Origin of the sequence: Nonomuraea glycinis (assembly GCF_035920485.1) — a bacterium.
In the GTDB taxonomy this organism is placed as follows: Bacteria; Actinomycetota; Actinomycetes; order Streptosporangiales; family Streptosporangiaceae; genus Nonomuraea; species Nonomuraea glycinis.
In genome coordinates, this window is sequence record NZ_CP109166.1 from 6,992,243 (window position 1) to 7,010,828 (window position 18,586).

Here is an 18,586-nt window from a genome sequence, read left to right on the forward strand (position 1 = left end):
GAACCTCCGGGGAGTCAGTCGCGGACCGCTCCCTGGAGCAGCCCGCGGACGAAATGGCGCTGGAGGAACAGGTAGAAGACCACCACGGGGGTGGCGACGATGACCGAGCCGGCCGCGAGCAGGGTGAAGCCGCTGGTGTGCTGCCCCTGGAAGAACGCCAGCCCCAGCGGCGCGGTCCGCAGCGACTCGCTGGTCACCATGATCAGCGGAATGAGGAACTCGTTCCACGTCCACATGAAGACCAGGAGCGTCAGCGTGACGACGGCGGGCCGGGCCGGCGGCAGCAGTACCTGCCACAGGATGCGCCAGCTCGACGCCCCGTCGATGCGCGCCGCCTCGGCGATCGCCCGGTTGGACGCGCGGAAGTACGCCCGCATCCAGAAGGTGCCGAACGCCACCGACAGCGCCACCTGCGGCAGCGACACCGCCCAGAACGTGTCGATCAGACCCAGCGAGCGCAGGTCGAAGTAGAGCGGGACCGCGATGGCCTCGCTCGGCATCATGATCCCGAGCATGAACAGGTAGAACAGGGCCGACTGCCCGCGAAAGCGCATCGTGCCGAACGCGTACCCGCTCATGACCGACAGCACGACGCTGACGACCACGACGAACGCCGACACGAGCAGGCTGCTGCGCAGGTAGGTGCCGAACCGCCCGATCTCCCACGCCGCCGCGAGGTTGCCCAGCCCGGACGTCGGCCCGCTGTCGGAGGGACCGAGCGCGGCCGACAGGATCGTCACGATGGGGAAGAGCGCGAACGCGGCGAACACCGACAGGATGACGTAGTTGGCCACCCGCTCGCCCCGCGAGATCACGCGACCCCCCTGTCCGCGAACCGGTTGATGCCGAACGAGATCCCGAAGATGACGACGGTGAGCGTGACGCCGATGGCCGCCGCCGAGCCGATCTGGCTCAGCCCGAACGCCCGGTGGTAGACCTCGTACGACGGCACCGACGTCGCGTTGCCGGGGCCGCCCCGCGTGGTGACGTACACCAGGTCGAACGTGCGCAGCGCGGCTATCACGGTCAGCGTCAGCGCGACCGCGATCTCGCCCCGCACCGACGGCAGCGTGACCGCGAAGAACTCCCGGACGGCTCCCGCCCCGTCGAGCCGCGCGGCCTCGTACAGCTCCATGGGGATGCGGCTCATCCCGGCCAGCAGCAGCACCGCGACCAGCCCCGTCTCGAACCAGGTGCCGACCACGCCGACCGCGGGCAGCGCGAAGGCGTGCTCGCCGAGCCAGCCGCGGGTCAGCGAGTCGAGCCCGAGCGCGCCGAGCAGCGTGTTGAGCGTCCCGTCGGGCGCGTACACGCGCCGCCAGGCGACCGCCACCACGACCATGGCGATCACCTGGGGCAGGAACACCACGGTCCGGAAGAACCCGAGCCCGCGCACCTTGGCGTGGTTGAGGATCGCGGCCAGCGCCAGCCCGATGAGCAGCGGCCCGACCGCGTAGAAGGCGATCAGGACCAGGGCGTGGCCGAACGCGGCCCGCAGCCCCTCGTCGGAGAGGATCGCCAGGTAGTTGTCCAGCCCCACCCACCGCCCGAGCGACAGCCCGTCCCAGTCGTAGAGCGACAGCTGCACCGCCCGCCCGATCGGATAGAGCAGGAACGCCGCGTAGACGGCGAACGCCGGCAGCAGGTAGAGGTAGGCGACGTGGCGCGGCTCCCCGGGAGGTCGTGATGCCGTCATCCGTTGCTCTCGGCGAAGGTCTTGTAGTCCTTCTCCAGCGTCGCCAGGAACTCCTGCGGGGTGGCCTTCTTCGCCAGCAGGTCCTGCAGCGCCGCGCCCAGCGTGTCGGCGAACGTCGGGGTGGCGTAGTCGAGGTACGGCACCAGGCCGTTCTCCGCGGTCACCGTGCCGAACGCGGTGAAGACGTCCTGCTGCGGTCCCGCCGGCACGGTCTGCGCCGCCGTGTCGGCGGCCGGCAGGTTGCCGGTGTCGGTGAGCACCTTCATCGCCTCCGCGCTGGTGACGAAGTTGATGTACGCCGCCGCCGCGTCGGGGTTGGGGCTCTTGGCGGTGATGGCGAACGGCAGGCCGGTGCCTCCGGTCGCGATCGGCGCGGCGCCGGCGGTGGCGCCGGGCGGCAGGACGAAGCCCAGGTCCTTGCCCAGGGTCTTGTGCAGGTCGGCGAGCAGCCAGGTGCCCGCGATCAGGTAGACGCCCTCGCCGTCGCGGAACGCCTGCCACGCCGGGTCGTACCCCTGGCCGTTGAAGCCCTTGCTGAAGTAGCCCTTGTCCACCCAGTCGACGAGCTGGCGGGCCGCCTCGGTGTTCTCCGGGGTGTTCCAGGAGGCGCCCTTGCGGCCGAAGGCCAGCGTGCGGATCTGGTCGGCGGGGACCACGCGGCTCTGCACGGTGCCGAACACGTGCACGGCCGGCCATTTGTCCAGGTTGCCCAGCTGCATCGGCACCTCACCGGCCGCCTTGGCCTTGACCAGCCCCGCCTGGAAGTCCGCCCAGGTCGTCGGCGGCCGCAACCCGAGCTCGGTCAGCTTGGCGGCGTTGTAGAAGAGGCCGACGACCTCGCCGACCTGCGGCAGGCCGTACAGGTTGCCCTCGCCGAAGACCTTGCCGTCGGCGCTGTAGCGGGAGTAGCGCAGCACCGACTCCGGGTAGCGGTCCTGCCAGCCGTACGCCTGCGCGTAGGCGTTCAGCGGGAGGAGCTGGCCGGCCTTGACGAACGCGCCCATCGCGGAGCGGCCGTTGTTGGCCTCGACCACGTCCGGCGGTTCGTTGCCGCTGAGCGCCAGGCGCAGGGTGGTGTTGAGGTCGTCGAAGGAGCGGGACACCCGGTTGAGCGTGATGTTGGGGTATTTCGCCTCGAACGCGGCGTTGAGCTGCTTCATCTGGGCGGCCTGCCCGCCGCGTACCTCCTGGTCCCACACGGTTAAGGTCACCTGCCCCAGGGCCGCGGCGTCGGTGCGTACGGCGCTCGGCTGCGCGGAGGGGGCGGCGGGCGGGGCGGAGGAGCCGGGCGCGCACGCGGCCGCGCCGAGAGTCAGGGCCGCGGCGGTGAGTACGGCGAGGGTCCGGGTCATGGTGTTACTCCTTCTGCGCGGTCACGCGAGGCGTGTTCGGGCCCCCGTCCTCGGGCTCACCGGGGGTCTCGGCCGCCTTCCGCGGTGTTCCCCCGACGTCGGCGTACCGGGCGATGGTGGCGACCGCGCGGCGGACGGCGCCCACCGGGACGGTGGGCACCAGCCGGTCGAGGAAGGCGTAACGGCGGGCCAGCGAGCTGCCGTAGGCGCCGCCGTGGTCGGCCGCCAGGCGTGCCTCGTGCCACCAGTCGGCGATGTCTCCCCAGCCGGGCGCGGCCAGCGAGCCGCCGAACTGCTGCACCGCCAGCGACGCGCAGAGCCCGGCGAACGCCAGCCGGTCGGCCAGCGGCCAGCGGCACAGGGTGCCGAGCACGAGGCCCGCGCCGAAGACGTCGCCCGCGCCGGTGGGGTCGAGCGCCGTCACCCGCGGCGCGGGGATGAACGCCTCCTCGCCCGTCGTGGAGTCGATGGCCAGGGCGCCGTTGGCCCCGTCGGTCACCACGGCCAGGGGCACCCGGTCGGCGATCGCGTAGAGCGCGTCGCGCGGGGTGTCGGTGCGGGTGTAGGCCATCGCCTCGATCGCGTTGGGCATGAACGCGTGGCAGACGGCCAGCTGGTCGAGCAGGGAGCGCGGCCAGGCGCCCGACGGATCCCAGCCCACGTCCGCGAAGATGAGCGCGCCGTCGCGGTGCGCCGCCTCGGCCCAGTTGCACGAGGACCCGGGCGCGCCGAGCGGCTCGTCGGGGGAGAGCGTCACGATCGCGGCCCTGGAGCGGGGCGGCAGGCCGATCATCTCGGCGGCCGGCATGGGCGAGGGGTGGCCGTGCGTCACCATGCTGCGGTCGCGGTCGACCGCCATGGAGACCGTCACCGGCGAATGCCACTGCTCGAAGCGCCGCGACCTGGACAGGTCGACCGCTTCCTGCTCCTCCAGCGTGCGCCAGCAGAAGTCGCCGTAGTCGTCGTCGCCGAACGCGGCGGCCAGCGACGTGCGCAGGCCCAGCCGGCTGGTCGCGATGGCCAGGTTGGCGATGCCGCCGGGGCACGAGCCCATCCCGTCGGCCCAGATCTCCGTCCCGGCCTCGGGCATGGCGGGCAGACCGGTGAAGACGATGTCGAGGAAGACGGTGCCCGCCAGGAACACGTCGAACTGCGGCCCCTCCAGGGTCCGCTCGTGGGAGAGAGGGTCGTATGCCTGGACAGCCACGGGATTGAGTCCTCCTCGACGCAGCGAGATGTGCGCAATCTTGCACGTTTACTCGCACACTTCAAGTCTTCTCTGCAAGTTAGTGAAGCAAGATGCTCACATGTGCGCGAATTTGCCTGATACACTCGCGCCGTGCTTCAGCGGCTCAGGCATGCCGAGATCATGCGCCGGGTGCGCCTGTCCGGCGCCACCAGCGTTCGCGACCTCGCCAGCCAGCTCGGCGTGAGCCCGTCGACCATCCGCAGGGACCTTGAGGTGCTCGACCGCGACGGCACCCTGCGGCGCGTCCGCGGCGGCGCCCTGGCCGACGCCGACACCGACCGGCCCTTCGCCGAGGTGTCGGCGGCCGACGAGCAGGACAAGGAGGCGGTCGCCGCCCGCGCCGCGCGGCTGGTCGGCGACGGCGACGTGATCCTGCTCGACATCGGGACGACGACGGTGCGGTTGGCCCGCCGGCTCCGCGGTCGCCGGGTCACGGTCGTCACCTCCAGCCTCGCCGTCCTCGACGCGCTCCGCGCCGACACGGAGGTCGAGCTGCTGCTGCTCGGCGGCATGGTGCGCAGGACCTACCACTCGCTGGTCGGGGTGCTGACCGAGACCGCGCTGAGCCAGGTGGTCGCCGACCGGGTGTTCCTGGGGGCGAGCGGCGTCCGGCCCGACGGGCAGCTCGTCGACACCACGCTCGCCGAGGTGCCGCTGAAACGCGCCATGATCGCGGCGGCCGGGCAGGTCGTGCTGCTCGTGGACCGGCACAAGTTCCCCGGCACCGGCGCGCTGCGCGTGTGCGGCCCCGAGGACATCGACGTGATCGTCACCAACGAGGGCGCCGACGAGACCACCCTGCGCAACTGCGCCGCCGCGGGCGCCGAAGTGCTTCTCACGTGAAGGAGGCCGGATGAGACTGGCCGTGCTCGGCGGCGGGGGCTTCCGGGTCCCGCTCGTCTACGGTGCGCTCCTGCGCGACACCGCCAAGCCGCGCGTGGAGGAGGTGGTCCTCTACGACGTGTCCCTCGACCGGCTGGAAGCCATCCGGCACGTGCTGCGCGGGCTCGCCGCGGGGCATGACGACCCGCCGGAAGTGCTGATCACCACCGACCTGGACACCGCGCTGCGCGGGGCCGCCTTCGTCTTCTCCGCCATCCGCGTCGGCGGCCTGGCGGGCCGGGTCGCCGACGAGCGGGTCGCGCTGGACCTCGGCCTGCTCGGCCAGGAGACGACCGGTCCCGGCGGCATCGCGTACGGCCTGCGCACCGTCCCGGTCGCCACGCGGGTGGCCGAGCGGGTGGCCGCCGTCGCGCCGCAGGCCTGGGTCATCAACTTCACCAACCCGGCCGGCATGATCACCGAGGCGATGCGGCGGGTGCTCGGCGACCGCGTGATCGGCATCTGCGACTCGCCGATCGGCCTGATCAGGCGGGCCGCCACCGCGCTCGGCCTCGACCCGGCGCGCGTGTCGCCCGACTACGTGGGGCTCAACCATCTCGGCTGGCTGCGCGGCCTCACCCACCAGGGCCACGACGTGCTCCCCGGCCTGCTCGCCGACGACGGGGCGCTCCGCCAGGTCGAGGAGGCCCGCGTCTTCGGCGCCGACTGGGTGCGCACGCTGGGCGCCATTCCCAACGAATACCTCTATTACTACTACTTCACCCGGGAGTCGGTCACCGCGATCTCCGGCCGGACCCGTGGCGAGTCCCTGCTGGGGCAGCAGGAGGAGTTCTACGCGGCCGTCCGGGCCCGCCCGGATGACGCCCTCGGCTCGTGGCGGGCGGCCCGCGCGCAGCGTGACGCGACGTACATGGCGGAGGCCCGCGACGTCACCGACGCCGGCGAGCGGGACGCCGCCGACCTGGCGGCGGGCGGGTACGAGGGCATCGCGCTCGCGCTGATGGCCGCCATCGCCCGCGGTGAGTCCACCACCATGATCCTCAACGTGCGCAACGGCACCGCGGTGGCCGGGCTGCCGGCGGAGGCCGTGGTGGAGATCCCGTGCGCGGTCGACGGCGCCGGCGCCCGGCCGCTGGCCACCCGCCCGCTCCCCGGCCGCTTCCTGGGCCTGATGCAGCAGGTGAAGGCGGTGGAGCAGACGGCCATCGAGGCCGCCCTGTCGGGCTCGTCCCGGCAGGCCGTCGAGGCGTTCGCGCTGCACCCGCTGGTCGACTCGGTCACCACGGCGCGCAAGCTGCTGGACGGCTACCGGGCCCGCCTCCCGGACCTGGCCGCCGTCCTACCCGGCTCCGCGTAGGCGCCGCTCGGAAACCACAGGACGCGGAGGTCAGGTTGGTTCAGGAGGAGATCCGCCGGCACAACGTCGGCACCCTGCTCCGGCACGTGCATCTGGGCGGTTCGGTGTCCCGCACGGAGCTCGCCGCGCGGATGAAGCTGAACCGCAGCACCATTCTGGCGCTGACCACGGAGCTCACCGCCGCGGGACTGGTCCGCGAGGAGCTGCCCGCCGACACCGGCCGGGCGGGACGGCCGTCGCTGGTGGTCCGGCCCGAGTCCGAGCGGGTGTACGTGCTGGCCTTCGACGTCGCCGTGGACCGGCTGGTCGCCGCCCGGATCACCCTGGGCGGGATCATGCTGGACCGCAGGGAGGCGGTCCGCCCGCGCGCCGGAGCCGACCTGGACCGGGTGGTGGAGGTGCTGGCCCGGTTCGGTCACCAGCTGTATGAGGCGGCGCCCGCGACCTCGGTGTGCGTCGGCGTCGGCGCGTCCTACTGCGGCATGATCCGGCCCGGCGACGGCATGGTGCGCTTCGGGCCCGACCTGGGCTGGGTGGACCAGGCGTTCGGCGCCGAGCTCGACCGCCGGCTCGGGCTCGGCCTGCCGGTGTCGGTGGGCAACGAGGCGCACCTCGGCGCGCTGGCCGAGCAACTGCGTGGTGCGGGCGTCGGCTTCCAGAACCTGATCTACCTGCATGGGGACGTCGGCGTGGGCGGCGGCATCATCGTCGGCGGCAACCTGCTGGACGGCGAGAGCGGATACGGCTGCGAGCTCGGCCATATGGTGGTGAACCCGTACAACGGTCGCCCCTGCGGCTGCGGCTCCCACGGCTGCCTGGAGGCGGAGGCCGGGGAGCGGGCCCTGCTCGACGCCGCCGGGCGGCCCGCCGAGCTGTTCGGCCGCGACGCCGTGCGGGCCGTGGTCGACGACGCCGACCGGGGCGATCCCGCGGCCCAGGAGGCGCTGCGCCGGATCGGCGACTGGCTCGGGATCGGCGTGGCGAACCTGTGCAACCTCTTCAACCCCGGCATGGTGATCTTCGGTGGCATGCTGCGCGACCTCTATCCGGGCGCGGCGGCCCAGGTACGCGCCCGCATCGCCGCCAACGTGCTGCCCGTCGCCCGCGAGCGGGTACGGCTGCGCACCTCGGCGCTGGGCGACGACGCCACCCTGGTCGGGGCCGCCGAACTCGGCTTCTCCGACCTGCTGGCCGACCCGCTCGGCGTGCTGACCCGTACCGGGGCGTAGAAGGGGATCGCCCGCTGACCCGTCCGACGGTCGCGCGCGGCGAGCAGGTGCACGACGATGGGGGGCATGGTGAAGCGGAGGGGCCTGTGGGTGTGGCTCTCGCTGGTGGCCGGCGGGCTGGTGGCGGTCGCCTTGGGGGTGACCTTCATCGTGCTGGGTCTGGAGGAGGCCGACCGGCTGGCCAGCGTGGTCGGCGTATTCTTCGCCCTGGCCGGGCTGGGGGTGTCCGTCTACGGGGTGATGCCGGCTCGCCGCGGCCCGACGCAGAGCCAGGCCCCTCCTCCGTCGCCGGCCGGGGACGACCTCACCACAGGCGGGGACCGATCGGCCGCACCCCTTCAGGCCGGTGATGGGGGTGGGCGGGCCGCGACCACGCGGCCGGGCGACACCCACAACACGATCAGCGGCGGCACCTTCCACGCCCCTGTGACGATGGGCCGGGACATCATCGGGCCGTCCCCGGCCGCCGACGATCAGGACGTCTCGGAGTAGCCACATGAGGGAGCGCATGACCGACGATGAGGCCGGTGGCGACACCACCCACAACGAGATTCACGATGGGACGTACTACGCGCCGGTGACCTTGGCGCACACCGTCACCATGCGGATGAGTGGCCCGGCTCCGCGGGCTCTGGCGGGACTGCCGGCCGCGCCGGCGGGCTTCGTCGGCCGCACCGCCCCCCTCCGCGACGTGCTGGCCTTTCTGGACCCGCGGGGACCGGGCGAGCCGGGCGTGCTGGTGTCGGCGGTGGCGGGAATGGCGGGGGTGGGCAAGACCGCGCTGGCGCTGGTGGCCGCCCATCAAGCGGTGGAGCAGGGCTGGTTCGGCGGCGGAGTGTTCTTTCTCGACCTGCGCGGCTACACCCCCGATCCGGCCGAGCGGGTCTCGGCCGCTGCCGCGGCGGGGCAGTTGCTGCGTGCCATGGGCATCCGCGACGGCGACCTCCCGCCCACCGGCCCGGAGCGGCTGGCCCTGTACCAGTCGGTGCTGGCCGACCGCGCCCGCCAGGAGTCGCCGGTGCTGGTGGTGGCCGACAACGCCGCCGTCTCCGGCCAGGTCGAACCACTGCTGCCGGCCCAGCCTTGTCACCGGCTGCTGGTCACCTCCCGGCATTCCCTGACGCTGCCCGCCCGCCTGATCGACCTGACCGTTCTGCCCGAAGCCGAAGCCCTCGACCTGCTGCGCACCGCTGTGTGCGTAGGAGGACGCGACCAGCGCCTCGAAGCCGAACCGGAACACGCGGCAGCGATCGCCGAGCTCTGCGGCCGGCTGCCCCTCGCCCTGCGGATCACCGCCGCCTTGCTCCGCACCGAACCCGGCCGTCCGCTGGCCGACATGGCGGCCGAGCTCAGCGACGCGCGCGGGCTGGACGCCCTCGACAGCGGCGACCTCGATCAGCACGGCCGGCGCATCGCCGTGCGCACCGCGTTCGATCTTTCCTACCAGCACCTCCTGGAGAGCCAGCCGGACCAGGCCCGGCTGTTCCGGCTGCTGCCGCTCAACCCCGGCCCCGACATCTCCCTCGAAGCCGCCGCCGCCCTCGCCGGCACCCCCGAACGCGTCGTGCGGAAGCAGTTGGCCGCGCTGGCCCGGGCCCACCTGCTCACCACGCCGACATACGCACGGTGGGGCATGCACGACCTGATCCGTCTCTACGCCGGTGAGCACGGCCACGCCCAAGCCGCCGCGCACGATCGCGACAGGGCGCTGGAGCGGCTGCAGCGCCACTACCTCTCCGTTGCCCGCGACGCCCGCGTGCACCTCACCGCCTTGCCCGGCCGGCCTGTCCCCGGCCGCTTCACCGGGCGGGATGCCGCCATGGCCTGGTTGGACGCCGAACGCGCCAACCTGGTCGCCGCCGTCGCCTCCGCCGCGGGGGACAGCGGCCGCTACGAGTTCGCCGTCGAGCTGGCGTACTGCCTGAACGAGTACCTGGAGTGGCGTCGTGCCTTCAACGATCGCCTGACCGTCACCACCGCCTCCGTCACCGCCGGCACTCAGCTGGGCGACCGGCGCCACGAAGGCGGATCGCTGATCAACCTCGGCAACGCCCTGTTCGAGGTGCGCCGTTTCGACGAGGCCGTCACGGCTCACCAGAACGCCGCCGCCATCTTCCGAAGGCTCGGCGACCGTCGCGGCGAAGGCACGGCCTCGGTCAACCTCGGCAACGCCCTGCGAGAGGTGCGCCGTTTCGACGAGGCCATCGCGGCTCACCGAACCGCCGCCGCCATCTTCCGGGAGGCCGGTGACAGCCGCGGCGAAGGCATGGTCCTGGACAACCTCGGCGTCGCCCTGTTCGAGGTGCGCCTGTTCGACGAGGCCATCGCGGCTCACCAGAGGGCCGCCGCCATCGCTCGAAGGCTCGGCGACCGCCGCGGCGAAGGCACGGCCCTGGACAACCTCGGCAACGTCCTGCAACAGGTGGGCCGTTTCGACGAGGCCATCACCGTTCACCACAGCGCCGCCGACATCTTCCGAGAGATCGGCGACCGCCGCGGTGAAGGCATGGCCTTGCACAACCTCGGCAACGTCCTGCAACAGGTGGGCCGTTTCGACGAGGCCATCACCGTTCTCCGGCAGGACCTGCGCATCTGCCGCGAGATCGGCGACCGCCACGGCGAAGCCCAGACGCTGAACAGCCTCGGCAGCACCCTGCGCCGGACGCGGCGCTTCGAAGAGGCCTGCACCGCCCTGCGAGACTCCGCGACCATCTTCCACGAACTCGGCGACCAACACCGCGCCGTGCGAGGGCTGACCAGCCTCGGCGACACCCTGAAGGAGGCCGGTCGCCCAGCCGAAGCCACCGCAGTGCTGGAGAAGGCCGAAGACCGCGCGGCCGCCATGGCGGACGGCGGAAGCCGCGAAGAACCGCCGGCATCCGGTCCGGGGGAGTGACCCGGCGTCCACGGCCGGGTGAAATCCCGCACTCCGGGTGATGGAACGCGCTCGCTGCGTTACGTTGTCACTTCTGGAAAGTAGCCCAGCTGCGAGGAGACCGGTCTCGTGCCGGACAGTGACGACAAGGGGCCGGGCAGGCTCACCAAGGTCCTGCTGTGGCTCGGCGCGCTGCTCACCGCCGTCGTCACTGCCTGGCTGACCGACGCGTTCGGTCTTCTCCTGCGGCCGGCCGACCTGCTCGACTCCGGCAGGCCACCGATCCTGGTCACGGTGCTGCATGGCGCCGGCGGCGAACAGGGTCTGGCCGTGGCCGCCCTGCCCACCGCGCCCCCTGACCGCGCGGCCTTCCTGAGCGGCCGCTTCGGGGATCGGGCGTTCGGCGACGTGGTGGCGAAACTGGGTGGCGCCCGGGTGGGCCGGACCATCGCGCGCGTGATCTTCGAGTCCCAGCGCGACCTCGTCCGCGTCACCGATGTCAGGGTGAAGGAGACGGCCCCCGAGCAGCCGGTCGTCACCGCCGCCTTCGTCGAGCATCCCCGTCAGGGCGGAACGGACAACCCGCAGCTCACGGTCAGCCTCGATGCGCCGAACCCGTACTTCACCCGCGTCGGCGCGCCCGGCCGTCCCTTCTTCGGCCCGCACAGCCTGCCGCTGAAGCGGGGAGAGCAGACGGAGCTCGGCCTCGGGATCGACGCGCGTGCGCACAGCCACACCTTCGTGCTGGAGGTCGAGTACGTGGAAGCCGGGAGCGGGAAACAGCGGACCCTCACCGTGAAGGACCCCGACGGGCGGCCGTTCCGGGTCACCGGCGCCCCGGCGGCCGCCACCGGCTACGGGACGGTCTACCGCAACACCGGCGCCGGGCTGCGGGCCGTCACCGGGCGGGCGGCCTGCGAGCTCCTCAATCCGGAGCGGGCATGCACCTCCGCGCGCTGATCGCCGCCCTGCTCGTCCTCGCCTGCGCCGCCGGCGGCGCGGTCGCCCGGCAGGTACGTCCCGCGTTCACCGCCGCTTGGAGCGCAGAGGTGGGCGATCTCGACGCGACCCCCGCCTTCAGCGTGCCCGTGGCCACGATCGGCGGCCGGGCCGTGCTGGCGTTGCCGTCGACGGGGGCGATCCGGCTGCACGACGCGGAGACGGGCGCGGTCATCCACACCTTCCCGTTCGCCCTGCCGTACGACCGGATGGGCTTCGTCGGAGAGCTGCTCGCGGTGAGCGGCGAGGAGAGGATCACGGTGCTCGACCCGGTCACCGGCCGGACGAAGTGGACGCGACCGCTCGCCTCCGCGGACGCGCCGATCCGTGCCTACCTGAGCAGGACGGCCCTCACCCCCACCGGCATCGCGTGGGCGGGGCGCGATGGCCTGCACGGGCTCGACCCGGCGTCCGGCCGCGACACCTGGACCGTGCCGTGGCCCGCCGGGTGCCCCGACCGGCAGCTGCTCGAATCCGAGCTCGCCGTCATCGTCCAGCACTGCGCGGACGGATCGCTGACCCTGCACGGCGTCGACATGCGCGCCGGGCGTCTCGTCTGGACGCGCCGGGTCCGGGGCTCGCACGAGAACCTCGCGGACGTGGACGTCTCCGCCACCCGCCTGATCATCGCGAGGGAGCCCGGGCAGATCACCGCCTTCGACCCGTACGGGCGGCCGGTCGCCCGGTCGCGGATCACGTACCCGGACGTCGGGGGGCCGACCGTGGTCGGCGACGCCGAGCTGACGCTGCTGGTCCGCAGCGTGGGCGGGGTCCGCGAGATGACCGCGACGCGCAGCCGCGACGGGCGGGTGCTCTGGCACCGCTCGCTCAGGCCGCGCACGCCGCCGGGCACCCCCGAGGGGTACGCGGGAAACGCCGGCACCCTGACCGCCGGCCACGCCATGGGCGCTACGGCCACCGAGCTCGCCCCCCGCATGATCGAGGTCATCTCGCTGGCGGACGGCACCCGGCACGTGCTGCCCCTGCCCGTGGGGGAGAGCGCGAGCCTGGTCGTCGGCAGCACCGCCCGCGACGTGCTGCTGTACGAAAGGCACCCCGGCGGTGACCGGGTGACCGCCTACACCTTCCGCGACGGACTGCTCCCGTCCTCGCCGCTGGCCGTGCCGCCGGACCGCTGGCCTGACGCGTGCACGCTGCTCGACCCTGCCGCGTTGCCGGGGTACGTGCCGGTTCCGGGCGCCGTGGAGCATCTCGGGGTGCGCTGGCCGAAGCCCGACGTGTGCGAGTTCGTCCCGCCCGACGACGCGGGGGCGCTGGTGCGGGTGGCGGTCACCTGGGTCGCCGCGACGGACGCGGAGGCCGCGCGACTGGCCCGTACGACCCTCGCCGCGGACAAGGGCGCCCTGCGGCTGGGGGAAGGGGCGTACCTGCGGTCGAAGGTCGGCAGCGACGATCAGCGGACGTTCGCCTGGGCCACCGGCGGGCGGCTGCTGGCCGAGGTGCGGGCCGGCGGGGACTCGGCGCTGACCCGGCGGGCCGCCCTCGCGGTGGCCGCCCGACTGCGCGGCGGCCCGTGTCCGGGCACCTATCCTTGCTTGCATGGGTGACGTACTGAAGGGGCGAGGTTGCGCGTGGGAGTTCGAGGACGGGGGGCTGCGCATCACGCCTGAGCCGGGTAAGAAGGGGTCGAAGCTGAGCATGGAGCTCGGTGCGCGGTTCGTGCCGTACGACGCGCTGGCCGAGGTCGCGCTCGAGACCGACGCCCGTGGCCGGGTGGTGCTGCGGGTGGTTCCCCGGCAGGGGGCCGATCCGGTGATGTCCGCGGCGGCGGGGCAGCTCCAGGACTCGCTCGACCCTTACCGGCTGGTGCTGCCCGCCGCCAAGGAGGAGCTGGCCGGCCGGCACGCCGACGAGATCCGCGCGGCCCTGTCCGAGCGCGGTCCGGCCGAGCGGTTCCTGGTCGCCGGACCCTCGGTGCCGCGCGCATTCAAGGCCTGGGACGGCGAGGCCGCCTTCGACGGCCAGGCCGTCACCTTCACCTGGTTCCTGTCCGGAGCGTCCCCGGCCAAGTACACGGCGGGCGATCGGCGTTACCCGGTCAGCGAGATCGAGGGCGTCGAGTGGCACGCGCTGGAGGACGCCAGCGGGTCGTTGCGGCTGCATGTCCGGGGGCACCAGGCTCCCGCCGACCCCAACAAGGACCCCGCCTCGGTGGTGTTCGGCATCGGCCATGGCGCCACCCATGAGTCCCTGCCCTTCGCCGCCGCCGTGCTGGCCGCCGTACAGGAGACGAAGGCCGAGCCGCTGTCCCGCCGGTGACTTCTCCGCTCAGGCGAGCTGCGGCGCGTTCGGGACACCGGCGCATACCTCCGCCACCGGTAAGAGCCTGATCTGGGTACGCCTGACTGACGGCGAGAATTCTCCTGTCAATGGCACGCGCTCATCGGCGTTCGCCGGCTCTGCTGGAAAGCGTTCCGATAGGCACTCGGTGAGGCGCCGTGATGTTTGGTGAACTGCGCCCGCAGGACATTGCTGGAAGGGAAACCGACCCGTACGGCGATCGCCTGCACGGACAGGTCGGTGGTTTCCAGCAGGTCTCTCGCGCGGTCGAGCCGTTGGGCGGCCAGCCAGGCGTACGGCGTGGTGCCGGTGGCGGCCCGGAAGCGGCGGGCGAAGGTGCGGGGGCTCATCAGCGCCTGTCTGGCCAGGTCGGAGACGGTCATCGGCTGGTGCAGGCGGGTGCGGGCCCAGGCGAGCAGGTCGGCCATGCGTTCGGCCTCGCCCTCGGGTGCGGGGTCCGAAGGGCTGGGAAGGTGCTGTGGGTGCCCGTTCCGGTGCCGGGGGGTGACCATCGCTTCCTCGGCCACCGCGTCGGCGAGGGCCGGGCCGTGCTCGCGGCGTAACAGATGGAGGCACATGTCGATGACGGCGGCCCCGCCGGCGCCGCTGACCAGCAGGCCTTGGTCGACGTACAGGGCGTCAGGCTCTACCGTGATCTCCGGGTGGCGGCTGGCCAGCCGGGCGGCGAGGCGCCAGTCGGTGGTGGCGCGGCGGCCGTCGAGCAGGCCGGTCTCGGCCAGCAGGAACGAGCCGGTGGAGTAGGCCGCGATGACGGCCCCCCGGTGGTGGGCAGCGATGAGCCCCTTTTCGGCCGGTGCGGGCAGGGTGAGCGGCTCGTCCTCGGTGGGCAGCACGATGATCAGATCGGCGGTCGCCATCGCCTCGGGCCCATGCTCCACCCGCAGGCACAGGCCGAGGTCGGTGCGCAGGGTGCCCACCCGGTCGGCGCAGATGGCGAAGTCGAGCCGGGGTAAGCCCTTGGCGCTTCGATCGGCGAAGATATTGCTGACCACGCTCAGGCCGAACGAACTGACACCCGGCCGGACATACGCGAGAACTCTCCGGAAAGGCGCTTTCCTGGTGAACCATCGCTGGAAGCAGCCCGTTCTCACATAAGAGTCGCTCATGGTGTCCTCCAGGCGGATGGTCTTCAGGCTCACCACGCGGCACTGGGAGAATGCGCCGCGCCACTTACTTTCGCAGGAAGAAATCGCGCGCCGCGAGGCTTGTAAGTTCTGGCTTAAGTGGGCTGTTCGGCGGCATGTCGACATGTGGGTGGGGGAGAGGTTGCACAGAATTCACTTCACCGACGCCGACCTGGCGCGGGTGCGGGTGGCCTCGACGTTGGGCCCCATGGGGGAGTCCCTGTTCAGCCTGACCGCGTTACGCGGGCGGGCGGAGGAGACGCTGTTCGGTGCGTGGCGGCGCCGGGTGCGCGGCGCCCTTGACTCGCGGTTCGCCGTCCTGGCCGCCATCGCGCCCGTCCGGCCGCCCAGATTCGACATGGCCATCCTCTCCGGGCCGGGTCATGAGCTGGCCGAAAGCGCCGAGATCTTTCTGGCCAGCCCTCGGCACGCCGTCGAGGCGGAGCTGGACTTCTACGCCCGCCATCACGGCCGGGTGCCGGCCGCGCTGGCCGGACTCGTCGACGACCTCACCGTCCGGCGGGAGGTGCTGTCCACGGTGGAGGCGTACTATCACGCCGCCATCGGCCCCCATTGGACGGGCATCCGCGCACACCTTGACGCCGAGCGGGCCCAGCGCGGCGCGATCCTGCTCGACCGGGGCGTCGACGGTCTGCTGTCCACCCTGCACCCGCAGGTCCGGTGGCGGCCGCCGATCCTCCACATCCCGTGCGGCGACGCGTCCGACGCCGATTTCATCCTCGGCGGGCGGGGGCTGCTGCTGATGTCCTCGTTCTTCGTGCGGATCCCAACGATCATGTACGACCCGGGCAATCCCGGCGACTGCCTCCTGATCTACCCGGCGAGGATCGGTGTCGACCATGCCGCGGGCATCTGGACAGGCGGCCCGTCGGAGGCGGCACTGGCCAACCTCCTCGGGCGCACCCGCGCGTCGGTGCTCACCGCCATCGCCGACGGTGTGGTCACCACTGGCGCCCTGGCCCGCCGCCTGGACGTCTCATCGGCGGCGGTCAGCCAGCACACGGCCGTACTGCGCGAGGCGGGCCTGATCACGACGCGCAGGCACCACAGCAGCGTCCTGCACAACCCCACCCAGGTCGGCCTGACCCTCCTTGACCGGCGCGACACACCTCGCCAAAGCCCGTGAACGGGTTGATCAGCCGATGCCGCGCAGCCAGAACCTGCCCTTCTCCCTGGAGCCCACAACGAGCCGTCCCGCTCCAGTCCGCAGCCGCGCCGGTTCATCGGTCGCGGTTTGATCTTCAAACCGCACATTCTGCGGGGATCTGCGTACGATCGGCCCCGTGGTGATCGAAGAGATTCTAGGACTTGTCGCACTGCTGGGCATGCCTGTGGCGCTGGCGAGCGGATCCGTGGTGCTGGCGATGGTGTCGGCGCCCCGTGACCGCCGCACGCCCGTGAACCGGGGCCGCCTGCTGTGGGGAGCGGTTCTCGCGACGGTCGGCCTCTCGGTGATGGTACGCATCGCCTGGGCCACGCACGAGGAGCGCTACTACGAGGACCTCGAACCGATCATGTACATGCTGATCGGCTTGATGGGCGGCGTGGTGTTCTTCCTCGGCCTGGGCTCATTCGCCTCGTGGGCGCTGACACTCCCCGCCAAGCTCGCCGTACGACTGCCGCGTCCGTTACGGTTGCCGGCCCGTCAGCTCGCCGGTCATCCGCCCGGTACGGCCGGTGGGGTCGCTACGACGATGCTGGCAGTCGGCGTGGCCACCGCGGTGATGATCGTCGCCGCGGCTCAGACGGCACAGGACAGAGCGCAGTACCTTCCCCAGGCTCCGCCCGGAGCGCTCTTCGTGCAGGTGTACTCCGCCGAGAAGGCGAAAGCCGTTCGCGCGGACCTCCGGCAGGAGATTCCCTCGGCCCCCATCGTTCAGAGCGAGGACACGGTCAAGGGATACCTCTCCTACGATTACGACGGCTCCTCGCGGATGGACGCCCACATCGGTGATCAGGCCTTGCTCAGCTACCTGACAGGCGATCCGGCCACGCCGTACGACGAAGGCACGGTCGTACTCATCACAGGGAAAGACGCCGTCACATCGCTGGAGATCGACTACGCCCTGGACAACCCTCCCGGCGAGAACTTGAGCAGAACCGTCCCCGCGATCACGGTCAGACCCGAGGACCCGCGTAGGACGGACCTCTTCATCCCCGCGAAGCTCGTGACAGACCTTGGCTTCAGCCTGGAGCCGGACAAACTGATCATCGACCCCTCCTTTCATCGCGTTTCGGCCGCCGAGCAGGATCGCCTCGACCGCCGGCTGGGGGACTTCACGGGCAGCTACGTGGAGCGGGGGTTCGAGGCTTCGACCGGCTGGCTGTATGTCTTCGGGGCGATCGTCCTCGTGGCCCTGGGCGGCGTGCTGACCGCGACGGTCTTGGCGGACGGCAGCCTGCGGTGGAGGCGTGTACTGCTGCGCGTCGCCGGTGGTTCCGGCGTCACGCTGAGGTCGCTGGCTGTGTGCCGCGCGTGGCTGATCGCAGTCTGCGGAACGGTTCTGGGGGCGGCCGCGGGCTGCGTCACGGGGCTGCTGCTGGCATGGCCCAAAACCGTCCAGTTCGGCTGGGACCCGTTGCCGCGCGTGGCCTTCGACACCCCGTGGCTGCCGATCGCCGCCCTGGTCGTGGGCCTTCCAGTGCTAGCCGCGGCACTCGCGACACTCCTCCCGGCCGGCTCCCGGCCCTCTCCCGGCCACGGGTCAGGCCGTCTTGACCGCGCCGCCGTCGATCAGGTGGTCGGCTCCGGCGATGCTGCCGGCGAGCGGTGAGACCAGGTAGGCGACCAGCGCGGCCACCTCGGCGGGCTCGACGAACCGGCCCGTCGTCATGCCGGCCTGTCCCGGCAGCGCCCGGAGCAGCTCCTCCTGCGGCATCCCCAGCGCCCCGGCCAGCTGCGCGCCGTACCCCTGCGCTCCCTCCCACATCGCGGTCCGCGTCGAGCCGGGCGAGACCGTGTTGACCCGTACGCCCTGCGGCCCGAACTCCTCGTTCAGCGCCTTCCCGAATGCCGTCAGCGCCGCCTTCGCGGTCGAATAGATGATCGGCCCCATGCCCGGCTGCCGGGCGCCGTTGGAGGAGATGTTCACGATCGCGCCGCCGCGCTCGACCAGGCTGGGCAGCGCGGCGCGGGTGACGCGCACCGCGCTGAGGAAGTTCAGCTCGTACGTCCCCAGCCACTGCTGGTCGTCGAAGCTGAGGAAACCGCCGGCCTGCCCTTCGCCCTCGCCGCCGCCGACGTTGTTGACCAGCACGTCGACGCCGCCCAGCTCGGTCAGCGCCCGCTCGGCCAGCGCGCCGGCACCGGCGGCGGTGGCCAGGTCGGCGGTCACGACGTGTGCGCCCGTCTCCTTCAGCTCGGGGGTGAGCGTGCGCGCTCCGGCGACCACACGCACGCCCTCGTCCGTCAGCGCCCGCACGATCGCCAGGCCGATTCCCCGGCTGGCACCGGTCACCACTGCGGTCTTGCCGTTCAGTCCCAGATCCATGACAGAGCCCCTTTCGCGACATCTTCGA

16 protein-coding genes are annotated in these 18,586 nt (G+C 72.2%); 10 read left to right on the forward strand and 6 right to left on the reverse strand.

Annotation, left to right across the window (positions count from 1 at the left end; genetic code table 11):
- Nucleotides 1-14: 14 nt before the first annotated feature.
- The 4 genes from OHA68_RS32785 to OHA68_RS32800 are packed head-to-tail and all read right to left on the reverse strand — an operon-like array spanning nucleotide 15 to nucleotide 4,255.
- A complete protein-coding gene (locus OHA68_RS32785) occupies nucleotides 15-815 on the reverse strand; it encodes a carbohydrate ABC transporter permease (protein WP_327103689.1) in 801 nt (266 codons plus the stop codon).
- Nucleotides 812-1,696, reverse strand: a complete 885-nt coding sequence (locus tag OHA68_RS32790; RefSeq protein ID WP_327103690.1) for a carbohydrate ABC transporter permease — start codon at nucleotides 1,694-1,696, stop codon at nucleotides 812-814. Before OHA68_RS32790 ends, OHA68_RS32785 begins: the two co-directional genes overlap by 4 nt.
- Complete coding sequence (locus tag OHA68_RS32795; RefSeq protein WP_327103691.1) at nucleotides 1,693-3,048, reverse strand: extracellular solute-binding protein; 1,356 nt, start codon at nucleotides 3,046-3,048, stop codon at nucleotides 1,693-1,695. Before OHA68_RS32795 ends, OHA68_RS32790 begins: the two co-directional genes overlap by 4 nt.
- A gap of 4 nt (nucleotides 3,049-3,052) precedes the next feature.
- Nucleotides 3,053-4,255 (reverse strand): carbohydrate kinase family protein, encoded by a 1,203-nt coding sequence (locus OHA68_RS32800; RefSeq protein WP_327103692.1) that lies wholly within the window; start codon nucleotides 4,253-4,255, stop codon nucleotides 3,053-3,055.
- 132 nt (nucleotides 4,256-4,387) lie between these two features.
- Here OHA68_RS32800 and OHA68_RS32805 point away from each other — a divergent pair, with 132 nt between their 5' ends.
- From OHA68_RS32805 to OHA68_RS32840, 8 genes are all read left to right on the forward strand, one after another.
- On the forward strand, nucleotides 4,388-5,140 hold the full coding sequence (locus tag OHA68_RS32805; protein WP_189139384.1) for a DeoR/GlpR family DNA-binding transcription regulator: 753 nt from the start codon (nucleotides 4,388-4,390) through the stop codon (nucleotides 5,138-5,140).
- 10 nt (nucleotides 5,141-5,150) lie between these two features.
- Entirely contained in the window at nucleotides 5,151-6,497 is a 1,347-nt protein-coding gene (locus tag OHA68_RS32810; protein ID WP_327103693.1) for a 6-phospho-beta-glucosidase, read from the forward strand.
- A 35-nt stretch (nucleotides 6,498-6,532) separates the two neighbouring features.
- A complete protein-coding gene (locus OHA68_RS32815; protein ID WP_327103694.1) occupies nucleotides 6,533-7,726 on the forward strand; it encodes an ROK family transcriptional regulator in 1,194 nt (397 codons plus the stop codon).
- 66 nt (nucleotides 7,727-7,792) lie between these two features.
- The gene (locus OHA68_RS32820) at nucleotides 7,793-8,218 is read left to right on the forward strand and encodes a hypothetical protein (RefSeq protein WP_327103695.1); all 426 of its coding nucleotides are present in this window, start codon (nucleotides 7,793-7,795) and stop codon (nucleotides 8,216-8,218) included.
- A gap of 16 nt (nucleotides 8,219-8,234) precedes the next feature.
- The gene (locus tag OHA68_RS32825; protein ID WP_327103696.1) at nucleotides 8,235-10,622 is read left to right on the forward strand and encodes a tetratricopeptide repeat protein; all 2,388 of its coding nucleotides are present in this window, start codon (nucleotides 8,235-8,237) and stop codon (nucleotides 10,620-10,622) included.
- A gap of 108 nt (nucleotides 10,623-10,730) precedes the next feature.
- Nucleotides 10,731-11,561, forward strand: coding sequence for a hypothetical protein (locus OHA68_RS32830; protein WP_327103697.1), 831 nt, complete (start codon nucleotides 10,731-10,733; stop codon nucleotides 11,559-11,561).
- Nucleotides 11,543-13,168 (forward strand): outer membrane protein assembly factor BamB family protein, encoded by a 1,626-nt coding sequence (locus tag OHA68_RS32835; RefSeq protein WP_327103698.1) that lies wholly within the window; start codon nucleotides 11,543-11,545, stop codon nucleotides 13,166-13,168. Before OHA68_RS32830 ends, OHA68_RS32835 begins: the two co-directional genes overlap by 19 nt.
- A complete protein-coding gene (locus OHA68_RS32840) occupies nucleotides 13,161-13,880 on the forward strand; it encodes a DUF4429 domain-containing protein (protein ID WP_327103699.1) in 720 nt (239 codons plus the stop codon). Before OHA68_RS32835 ends, OHA68_RS32840 begins: the two co-directional genes overlap by 8 nt.
- A 107-nt stretch (nucleotides 13,881-13,987) precedes the next feature.
- Here OHA68_RS32840 and OHA68_RS32845 read toward each other — a convergent pair whose 3' ends face one another.
- Nucleotides 13,988-14,914 carry a GlxA family transcriptional regulator gene (locus tag OHA68_RS32845; protein WP_327103700.1) on the reverse strand — a complete coding sequence of 309 codons (927 nt, stop codon included), beginning with the start codon at nucleotides 14,912-14,914 and terminating at the stop codon, nucleotides 13,988-13,990.
- A gap of 274 nt (nucleotides 14,915-15,188) precedes the next feature.
- On the opposite strand from OHA68_RS32845, the gene OHA68_RS32850 reads away from it, so the two are divergent.
- Both OHA68_RS32850 and OHA68_RS32855 read left to right on the forward strand, forming a co-directional pair.
- Complete coding sequence (locus OHA68_RS32850) at nucleotides 15,189-16,193, forward strand: ArsR/SmtB family transcription factor (protein ID WP_327103701.1); 1,005 nt, start codon at nucleotides 15,189-15,191, stop codon at nucleotides 16,191-16,193.
- Between the two features lie 157 nt (nucleotides 16,194-16,350).
- A complete protein-coding gene (locus OHA68_RS32855; protein ID WP_327103702.1) occupies nucleotides 16,351-17,841 on the forward strand; it encodes a hypothetical protein in 1,491 nt (496 codons plus the stop codon).
- Here OHA68_RS32855 and OHA68_RS32860 read toward each other — a convergent pair.
- A complete protein-coding gene (locus OHA68_RS32860) occupies nucleotides 17,773-18,558 on the reverse strand; it encodes an oxidoreductase (RefSeq protein ID WP_327103703.1) in 786 nt (261 codons plus the stop codon). The genes OHA68_RS32855 and OHA68_RS32860 overlap by 69 nt on opposite strands.
- Between the last annotated feature and the right edge of the window lie 28 nt (nucleotides 18,559-18,586).